The sequence below is a fragment of the Candidatus Neomarinimicrobiota bacterium genome, assembly GCA_041862535.1.
Lineage (GTDB): Bacteria > Fidelibacterota > Marinisomatia > SCGC-AAA003-L08 > TS1B11.
Genome location: JBGVTM010000176.1, coordinates 1 through 9924, shown reverse-complemented (window position 1 = coordinate 9924; position 9924 = coordinate 1). Strand labels below are relative to the sequence as shown.

At 54.7% G+C, this 9924-nt stretch carries 10 protein-coding genes; all 10 read left to right on the top strand.

Annotated elements, in window-relative coordinates; genetic code table 11:
* The first annotated feature begins 192 nt into the window (after positions 1-192).
* On the top strand, positions 193-1758 hold the full coding sequence (locus ACETWG_06375) for a tagaturonate epimerase family protein (GenBank protein ID MFB0516212.1): 1566 nt from the start codon (positions 193-195) through the stop codon (positions 1756-1758).
* An 88-nt stretch (positions 1759-1846) separates the two neighbouring features.
* On the top strand, positions 1847-2626 hold the full coding sequence (locus ACETWG_06370) for an SDR family oxidoreductase (GenBank protein ID MFB0516211.1): 780 nt from the start codon (positions 1847-1849) through the stop codon (positions 2624-2626).
* A 43-nt stretch (positions 2627-2669) separates the two neighbouring features.
* Complete coding sequence (locus ACETWG_06365; GenBank protein MFB0516210.1) at positions 2670-3317, top strand: bifunctional 4-hydroxy-2-oxoglutarate aldolase/2-dehydro-3-deoxy-phosphogluconate aldolase; 648 nt, start codon at positions 2670-2672, stop codon at positions 3315-3317.
* 60 nt (positions 3318-3377) lie between these two features.
* Positions 3378-4790 carry an NADP-dependent phosphogluconate dehydrogenase gene (gndA, locus tag ACETWG_06360; GenBank protein MFB0516209.1) on the top strand — a complete coding sequence of 471 codons (1413 nt, stop codon included), beginning with the start codon at positions 3378-3380 and terminating at the stop codon, positions 4788-4790.
* A 17-nt stretch (positions 4791-4807) separates the two neighbouring features.
* Entirely contained in the window at positions 4808-4996 is a 189-nt protein-coding gene (locus tag ACETWG_06355; GenBank protein MFB0516208.1) for a hypothetical protein, read from the top strand.
* A 9-nt stretch (positions 4997-5005) separates the two neighbouring features.
* Entirely contained in the window at positions 5006-6067 is a 1062-nt protein-coding gene (locus tag ACETWG_06350; protein MFB0516207.1) for a lactate racemase domain-containing protein, read from the top strand.
* A 45-nt stretch (positions 6068-6112) separates the two neighbouring features.
* The gene (locus tag ACETWG_06345) at positions 6113-7198 is read left to right on the top strand and encodes a sugar kinase (GenBank protein MFB0516206.1); all 1086 of its coding nucleotides are present in this window, start codon (positions 6113-6115) and stop codon (positions 7196-7198) included.
* Between the two features lie 17 nt (positions 7199-7215).
* Positions 7216-8112 (top strand): HAD family hydrolase, encoded by an 897-nt coding sequence (locus tag ACETWG_06340; protein MFB0516205.1) that lies wholly within the window; start codon positions 7216-7218, stop codon positions 8110-8112.
* Positions 8113-8425: 313 nt separating this feature from the next.
* A complete protein-coding gene (locus ACETWG_06335; GenBank protein ID MFB0516204.1) occupies positions 8426-9166 on the top strand; it encodes a glucosamine-6-phosphate deaminase in 741 nt (246 codons plus the stop codon).
* Between the two features lie 84 nt (positions 9167-9250).
* Positions 9251-9924 (top strand): type 1 glutamine amidotransferase domain-containing protein (locus ACETWG_06330; GenBank protein ID MFB0516203.1); only part of this gene is annotated, 674 nt, incomplete at its 3' end.

Here is a 9924-nt window from a genome sequence, read left to right as displayed (position 1 = left end):
TTGATTGGCCGCTCGTTGCTGAATGAGCACGAATTTGGAGCCTGGTGCACTGTAAGTATTCCTCGCAGATAGCCATGCCTGGGGATATCGAGTGTTAGTCAACTCCGCTGGATAGAGGTAGCCCTTTGCGCGGCGTCCATCTATTCACAAAAAAAAAATTAAACTCCGTCTTGCCATCTCCCGTTGAGTACCATGCTTCTCGATGATGTACAAAAATTTTTGACTGTAAACGTTTACGAACAGGACCAATTAGCTGCTCTGGTGCTCGCTGCAGGTCGTCAAGTACACATCTACCCGAAGTCAGTCAACCAATTGAATGATGTTTTTTTCTTTATCGGCAAAGAGGGCCTTGAGAAGGGGCTGTATATTCTGACCAGGAATAGCGACAATGCAATCCGTAGGGATTTCAGCGGTGAGCTGGTTTCCAGTACGCGGCTTGAGCCGGAGAGCCAGCTTATCTGTTGTGCGCTTGAGCATCAGAATGCGGCAGCTCTGCGGGAGCGATTTGATTTCACCTGGCCGGTGCTCATCGGTTTGGACAATTCGATTGGGCTCGGGGACCGTTTGGGCCTGGCCAATCCCGGTCATTTGCGGGCCCTGATGGGATCCGGTCTGAGGCCAGTCCTGGCTCAGCAGTCGATCCGGGAGCTGGAACGTACCGAGCGCACCGCCGAAGAAGTGATGGATGCCGCTACCTGGGCTGTCTTCCAGGAGGGCTATAAAGAAGGGTTTGGGTCGGACGCCGACCATTTGAAAACCACCGCCGATATTGATGTGATGGTGAAAGCTGGTTTCACCATGTTCACCATCGATCCGGGGGCCTACGTTATCAACGAGGCTGATACCCTGCCAGTTCGGCAGCTCGAAGAGCATATTCAGTCCCTCGCCTGGGATTGGCTGGACGATTCGCTGGACGGTTTCCTGGTGCGATATGCAGGGCGGGAATTCGCCATCAGAGAGGGCTTCAGGCTCCGGCCCGGGCGGGAGGAGGTCTTGCGTGCGCTTGCCAAGTATGGCGGCGTGCTCACCCATACTGTAAGAATGGTCCGCTACCTGAGGTCTACCTACCCGGACTATCCGGTGGAGATTGAGCTGTCCGTGGATGAAACCGAGTCGGTGACCACACCCTTTGAGCATTTTCTGGTGGTAAGTGAGCTGAAGCGGCTCGGTGTGGAGCTGGTGAGCCTGGCGCCACGGTTTATCGGTGATTTTGAGAAGGGCATTGACTATAAGGGCGATCTGAACGAGTTCAGGGATGAGTTTATCAAGCATGTAGCTATCGCGGAGTTGCTGGGTCCCTATAAGATCAGCTTCCACTCAGGCAGTGATAAGTTTAAGGTCTACGAACTGGTGGGTTCCCTTGGCCACGGTCGTATTCACATAAAAACGGCCGGTACCAGCTACCTGGAGGCTCTGCGGACGGTTGCCCAGACCGCCCCGTCCCTTTTCAGGGAGATACTGGATTTTTCGCGTGAGCACTATGAAGCCGAGAAGCGGACCTACCACGTGTCGGCGGATCCTGCGAAAGTCGCGCCTGCGGAATCATATTCGGATGAGGAGCTCAGGCAGCTTTTTGAGCAAGATGATGCCCGCCAGGTGCTGCACGTGGCTTTCGGTAGGGTTCTTACATCCAAAGATGAAAAAGGTGGTTACCTTTTCAAGGATCGACTGCTGGAAGTGCTTAAGGCGAACGAGTCGGCGCACTACGAGAATTTGCGACGCCATTTTCGACGGCATATACAGCCGTTTGTCAACTAACCTACCCGAGTTATGAAGAGGGAATTTCGATCATCGCTAACCTCTTGGCCTCATAGTTAGGGTCAAGAGATGCCTGAGGAGAGCAGTGATGTCTTATCTTGAGGAGCTTTTCAGTCTGGACGGCAAGGTGGCAGTGGTCATCGGCGGGAGCGGCGTACTGGGCGGCGCAATGGCCATCGCTTTCTCTAAGGCTGGCGCAAAAGTAGCGATCGTGGATATCAGCGTTGAGGGTGGCAAACAGCACCTAAAGGCCATGCAAGCAAGTGGCGGCGATGGTATAGTGGTCAAAGCGGACGTTTCTTCCAAGGCGGACCTGCTTGAAGCCAGGGATACCATCGTGGAGCAATGGGGTGGTATCCACATTCTGCTTTACGCCCCAGGTGTCAATTCCACCACGCCGGTGCTGGAGATTTCCGAAGAGGAATGGGACAGGATCATGATGATCAATCTGAAGGGGATGTTTTTGGCCAGCCAGGTCTTCGGGGATTTGATGATCAAACAGGATGAAGGCGGCAGTATCATCATTATTTCCTCGGCCTCGTCCATCCGTCCCCTGTCGAAGGTCTTCACCTATTCCATATCGAAGTACGGGCTGAATGGGTTGACGCGCTTCCTGGCGCGTGAATGGGCGCTCCACGGCATCCGGGTCAACGCCATTGCTCCGGGATTTTTTCCTGCCGAGCAGAACCGGAGGATTCTCACGCCGGAGCGACAGGCGGCCATTTTCGGGCATACCCCTATGGGGCGCTATGGAGAGCCGGAGGAGCTGGCAGGTGTGGTCCTGTGGCTGGCTTCGGAAAAAGCCTCCTCCTTCGTAACCGGGGCCATCATCTGCGTGGATGGTGGTTTTACCGCTATGACAATCTAAAACAGGGTCAATTAGTACCACAATCTGTTTGAGGGTGAAGCCGATGTCCAGCCGCGAAGAGATATTACAACGGATACTGGATAAGAAGGCCATCGCAGTCATTCGCATGACCGATTCCGGCAAGCTCATTCGAGTGGTTGAAGCCATTTTCACCGGGGGCGTGGAGTGCGTCGAGATTACCATGACCGTTCCGAATGCCGTTGAAGTGATCAAGGAGGTATGCAAAGCCATTGGGGACCGGGCCCTTGTCGGAGCCGGTACAGTGCTGGACGAGGAGACGGCGAAGCAGACCATCCTGGCGGGGGCGGAGTTTATTGTCGGGCCGATATTCAATCCGAAGGTTGTAGAGGTGGCCCACGATAATGATAAGGTGACGATCCCGGGGGCATTTTCACCTGCGGAGATTGTCGCGGCCTGGCAGGCGGGTGCCGATATCGTGAAAATTTTTCCTGCTACGGCACTGGGGCCTAAGTACATAAAGGATATACGGGGGCCACTGCCCCAGATCAGGCTGTGTCCCACCGGGGGTGTGACGGTTGACAATGCTGGTGAATGGATCAAGGCTGGCGCCGCCTGTGTCGGTATCGGGACGGACCTGCTGGACAAGCAGGCTATCCGGGAAAGCCGCTTTGAGGTGCTTACCGAGAGGGCCAGGCGGATGGTAGCCAGCATTCAGGCGGCTTCGTCTTGATGACCGGCCTATGCCGGGATTCATGATAGTATTTTTACAGGTGTTATAAAGGGGTCAAAAATGGAGCAACGCGACATTGGCTTAATTGGACTGGCGGTAATGGGGCAGAACCTCGTACTCAACATAGTCAATCACGGCTTCTCTATGGCGGTGTACAATCGCACGGCGGAGCGGACGCAAGAATTCATTCAGGGTAAAGGTTCGAGGAAGGAGATACAGGGAACCTACAGCCTGGAAGACTTTACTGCTGCTCTGAGCTGTCCTCGCCGCATCATTCTGATGGTGAAAGCCGGGGGGCCGGTTGACGCGTTTATTGAGCAGCTCAAACCGCATCTGGAGAGCGGTGATATCGTGATGGATGCCGGCAACTCCCACTTTCAGGATACGGAGCGGCGGGCCGCCGAGCTCGAAGGCCAGGGGATCCATTATCTGGGCATGGGAGTTTCAGGGGGCGAAAAAGGGGCCCTGCAAGGTCCGAGCATCATGCCCGGGGGACCGGAAGAGGCCTACGAGCACGTCAAGCCGATCCTCACGGAGATTGCGGCCAAGGTGGATGGTGAGCCTTGCTGCACTTATATCGGGCCTAAAGGATCCGGACACTATGTGAAGATGGTGCACAATGGCATTGAATACGGCATTATGCAGCTGATCGCGGAGACCTATGAGATAATGAAGACCGGACTCGAGCTTTCACCCGGCCGGTTGGCCGAAGTTTTCGATAGTTGGAACGCCGGAGAGCTTAATGGATACCTCATGGAGATCACCGCCAGGATTCTGGCCCGGGTTGACCCCGAGACCGATAAGCCCCTGGTGGAGGTCATTCTGGATTCGGCTCAACAGAAGGGGACCGGTAAGTGGACTTCCCAGAATGCCTTTGACCTGGGTGTGCCCATTCCGACCATCAATGCCGCCGTTGAAGCCCGGATCATTTCGGCTTATAAGGCTGAGCGCACGGCTGCTGCGAAGGTATTTGAGGGTCCCGGGCCAACCAGAGGACAAGATAAAGACAAATGGATTGCCAGATTACGTGATGCCCTGCACGCTTCCGTGATCACCAGTTATGCCCAGGGACTGGCACTGATCAGGGCGGCCTCTAAAGAATACGGCTACGATATCAAACTGGATGAGGTGGCGAAGATCTGGCGTGGGGGCTGCATTATCCGCGCGGCCATGCTCAAGCCCATCCGGGCGGCCTATCGGAAAAATCCCGCCCTGACCAACCTAATGATGGATGCAGCATTTCGGGAGCGGCTGAATAGCCTGCATTCGAACTGGCGGCGGGTAGTGGCGATGGCGGCCGAGCGCGGGCTTCCCGGCCTGGCCCTGAGTGCCTCGCTGGGTTATTATGACATGTATCGCCGGGAGCGGTTGCCGGCCAACCTGACCCAGGCCCAGCGGGACTTTTTCGGCGCCCACACCTATCAGCGGGTTGACCGGGAGGGTGTTTTCCATACCGTCTGGGAGGAGGAATAGGATCGCAGGGTGATGTTATGACGCTCGTTGGCAGAGGTGTTGATCAAGGTGAGCTGAGCACCCGGCAGATTCGTGAGCTGAGCGCCCAGGCTCTGGCTTCCTTGCCCCTGGCGGGGAAAAGAGTCCTGGTTATTATTCCCGATTATTCGCGCCATGCCCCTCTCGAGCTTTTCTTTCGAATCATCTTCGACCTGATCGGGGAATAGGTCCAGGACCTGGACTACCTGGTGGCTTCGGGCACTCACCAGCCGATGACCCCGGGCCGCATTCTGGAGCATGTAGGTATTACTCCGGCGGAGCATCAGGGAAAATACCGCAAGGTGAGGTTCTTCATCCACGTCCACGACAGGCCGGAGGAGTTGCGGGTTGCCGGTACTATTTCAGCGGCCGAAATAAAGGAGATCTCTGAGGGGCTATTCGGCGAAGATCTCCCTGTGACGGTCAACAAACGCCTGTTTGAATATGATCTGATCCTTATTCTGGGCCCGGTAGCGCCCCATGAAGCAGCGGGATTTTCCGGCGGAAATAAGTATTTCTTTCCGGGTGTCGCCGGTGATGAGATTATCAACCATTTCCACTGGATCAGCGCCGTGATTACCAATCCGGTCATTAATGGGGTAAGGGACAATCCGAGCCGGGTCCTGCTTAATAAAGGTGCCTCGCTGTTGGGTATCGAGAGTCTATGCTTCAGTTTTGTGGTAACCGAAGCTGGTGGATTGGCTTGTCTCTTCATCGGCTCGCCCGAGGAGTCGTGGGAGAAAGCCGTGGACTACTCTACCCGGCTTCACATTGTCTACAAGGATAGGGCCTACCCACGCATATTAGGACTGGCTCATGTGATCTACGACGACCTCTGGATTGGTGGGAAGGTGATGTACAAGCTGGAGCCGATCATCGCCGATGGTGGGGAACTCGTTATTTATGCGCCGCAAATCAACGAATTATCCTATACTCATGGGAAGCTGATCCGGGAAGTGGGCTACCACGTCCGGGACTATTTTCTCAAGCAGTGGGACCGGTTTGCCCATTACCCGAAGTTGATCCTGGCCCATTCCACCAACGTGCGGGGAGTTGGAACCTTCGAGAATGGGGTGGAGCGGCCCCGCGTGAAGGTGACCCTCGCGACCGGTATACCTGATGAATTGTGCCGACAGGTCAATCTAGGATATATGGACCCGAGCAGCATCGATATATCCGAGTGGCAAGGTAGGGAGGCGGAAGGACTGCTGGTGGTTGAAAATGCCGGTCAAGTTTTGTATCGGCTGAAGGCAGCTTAGAACCGAGCCTAAGTAGACTAATTGAAACATATTGGAGGTCTGAACATGGCTTTGAAGATCAGATCGGAGAAGGAGTGCAAACTGGACCTACTGACATTAGGCGAGTGTATGATCCGGTTGAGTCCTCCGGGACACCAGCGTATTGAATTGACGCCCTACTTTGAAGCCTGGGCGGGTGGTGGTGAGTATAACGTCTCTTATGCCCTGGCCCGCTTCGGCTTGCGAACGGGGTGGGTATCCAAGCTGGTTGATAATCCCCTGGGCTGGTTCATCCGCAACCACGCCCAGACCAGTGGGATGGATATCAGTGAGGTGCTCTGGGTGCCCTATGACGGTTCAGGCCGGGCGGACCGGGTCGGGCTGAACTTCACCGAGGTTGGGACCGGTATCCGGGCCAGTGTTACGCTCTACGATCGGGGCCATACCGCCATTTCGCATATCAAGCCGGGCGAGATAGACTGGTCGCGCCTATTCGGAGAACGGGGTGTGCGCTGGTTCCATACCGGAGGCATCTTCACGGCTCTGAGTGACGGCTGCGCCGCCGTGGCCCAGGAGGCTCTGCAGGCGGCCCATGAGGCGGGGACAATCGTCAGTTACGACCTCAACTTCCGCAGCAAGCTGTGGAGCAGCGAGCGGGCCATCGAAGTCACCCGGGAGCTGGTGCCATACATTTCCGTCCTGATCGGCAATGAAGAGGACTTCCAGAAGGTGCTGGGTTTTGAAGTGAAGGGCACCGATGAGCAGTTGACCAGGCTCCCGGTGGAGGCCTATAAGGATATGGTGCGGCGGGTAGTGCAGACGTATCCCAATATCCAGATTGTGGGTACAACATTACGGGAAGTGTTGAGTGGGCTGCTGAACAACTGGTCGGCCATTGCCTATTATGAAGGGCAGTTTTATGAATCGCGTCGTTTCGAGCGTTTAGAGGTTGAGGACCGCGTTGGCGGTGGGGATGGTTTCTGCAGCGGCGTGATTTATGGTCTCTTGAAGGGGATGCCACTGCAGGAGTGTGTGGATTTTGGCGCCACCCACGGTGCACTGCTGCAGTCGACCCGCGGCGACACCAGTATGATTACCCTGGCTGAGGTCAAGCACGTCATGGCCGGTGGTACGGCCCGCATTAAGCGCTAGGTGCAGGGGATTAGGATATGAAACAGTTTACCCGGAAGGACCTGGAGAACTTCCAGCCTCAGCAGGCCTACTTTGTCGGTATCGACTCGGATGGGTGCGTGTTCGACTCCATGGAGCCCAAGCAGAAGGAATGCTTCTGCCCGGTCACTATTGAGAAGTGGCAGCTAGCCAGTGTCTCGAAATACGCCCGGGAGGTGTGGGAATTCGTCAACCTTTATTCGCGGGATCGGGGCTGTAACCGGTTTCTGGCATTGCTCAAGGCCTTTGAGCTGCTCCGGAAGCGACCGGAAGTGACGCGAAGAGGTGTTTCGATCCCGGAATTACCAACACTGCAAGCCTGGACGGAAGCGGAGACCAAGCTGGGCAATCCGGCACTTGAAAGCGAGCTGGAACGGACCGGGAGCGAGGAGCTACGGCGGGTCCTGGAATGGAGCCGGGCTATCAATGAGGCGGTGGCGCGGGTGGTCCAGGGGGTGAAGCCGTTCCCGTTGGTAAAGGAATCCCTGGAGAAACTTCACACCCAGGCCGATATCATCGTCGTTTCGGGGACACCCGCTGAGGCCCTGATGCGGGAGTGGGAGGAGTATGGGATAGACGGCTATGTTTCCCTGATTGCCGGGCAGGAACTGGGCAGTAAGAAGGAGCATCTCCAATTGACCACCAGAGATAGGTATGCGCCGGGCCACGCTCTCATGGTAGGTGATGCGTTTGGTGATTTGCGTGCTGCGCGCGCTGCCGGCAGCCTCTTTTATCCCATCGTACCCGGTAAGGAAGAAGAATCGTGGGAACGATTCCATGATGACATCATCAGCGTTTTTCTGGCTGGCCGCTACACGCAGGAGTGGGAGGCCAGATTCCTCGATGAGTTTCAGCAGGCGCTTCCCGAGACTCCCCCCTGGGAGTCAAGAGGCTGATCTCGCCTTCCGGAAATCTGTACTGATACAGGTCGTTTTCCCTTGAGGTCCAGAACCAAGCCGATTTCGTACTTAGCTGTCGCAGGGCCATCTGATTGATTTACGCCGATTATTCGCCGGATTGGGATCGCAAATGAGACTTTTAGCAAGGAGATGACACTGGAGACCCTCAGGTAATCCCAGGATTTGGGACTGGGTACAATGGATTTGGATAAGGTCAAAATTATTGATGTGACAGCCTGAATAATTTGATGAGTTCTGTAATGACAATTCTAAAATTTTAAAATGAAGGGCTTTCGCGAAGAGTAGCGTAATGGAGATAAAGGTTTTTAGTTCGGCTGGAGAAATGGCAGATGCGGCGGCACAGCAGGCCGCGGATGCCTTGAAGTCGGCAATCAGACGCAACGGGCGGGCCTATTTTATTGCCGCTACCGGGGCTTCCCAGTTCGAATTTTTACAGAGGTTGACTCTGGATAAGTCTATTGATTGGAGTAAGACGACGATGTTTCACCTTGATGAGTACATCGGAATATCTGACGAACACCCGGCGAGTTTCAGGAAGTATCTAAAAGAGCGTTTGATCCAGAAAGTTCATCCCGGTCAGGTCTATCTGCTGGAAGGGGACGCACCGGATCCGGTTAAGGAGGCGGAGCGTATGAGCGAGATTATATCCCGCCATATCATTGATGTAGCCTTTGTGGGGGTAGGCGAGAATGGACACCTGGCCTTCAATGATCCGCCCGCGGATTTTGAGATCAACAGGCCCTATTTTATCGTCACCCTCGATGAGGCTTGTCGTCGGCAGCAGGTCGGTGAAGGTTGGTTTTCGTCACTGGCAGAGGTTCCACCGCGGGCAATTTCCATGTCGGTAAAACAGATCATGAAATCCAAGAGGATTATAGCCGTAGTACCGGGTTCCAGAAAAGCTGAGGCGGTCAGGATCTGCTTCGGGGATGCCAGCATCTCAGCAATGTTTCCGTCGTCTATCCTCAAGAAGCATCCCAGCACAATTATCTATCTTGATAAGGAATCGGCAGCTTTACTGGGTAGGTGATCTAAAGCCTCATTCAGAGTGATGCTGTGGTGTTAATAAATGGTGGTAAACGGAGTGAATAACGGCCAAAGGATTCCAGACGAAATGGATAGAACCAGTCCATTACCCCAGACTCTCGTGGGCAAGAAGGCTGCTATTTTAGTGGCGGATAATTTTCAGATCCACGAAGCATATTATCCCTATTTCCGCCTGAAGGAGGCAGGGGCGGAGGTTTTTTTCGTCGGGGATGAAGCTGGCCGGATCTATACCGACTATAACGGAGAACCATTAGTTAGTGATGTTTCCGTTCAGACGGCCTTAACGCAAGAATTTGACTTTATTCACTGTCCCGGCGGATTTGCTCCCCTGAAATTGCGCGCGAATCCCCTTATGTTGGAGTTGGCTGGGAATCATTTCAATGCTGGGAAATTGTTCGGCGCCATCTGTCACGGCGGGAGTTTTTTGGTAGCAATGGGTGTACTCAAGGGGCGCAGGGCCACCGGCTATCATACCTTAAAGGATGACTTGATAAATGCGGGGGCCGATTATATCGATGATGCTCCCATTGTGGATGGTAACCTGATCACTGCCAGAATTCCCCAGGACCTGCCGGCGTTCATGGAGGCGGTCGTCAGGTATCTCGAGAATGGGTATGAAGCGGCTGCAGCAGAGCCTCAATCACTGTCTCTTGAAGGAACAACAATTGGCATTTTGGTTGAACATCGCTATCAGGCCCACCAGGTATGGTATCCTTATTTTCGCCTCAAGGGCGAGGGTGT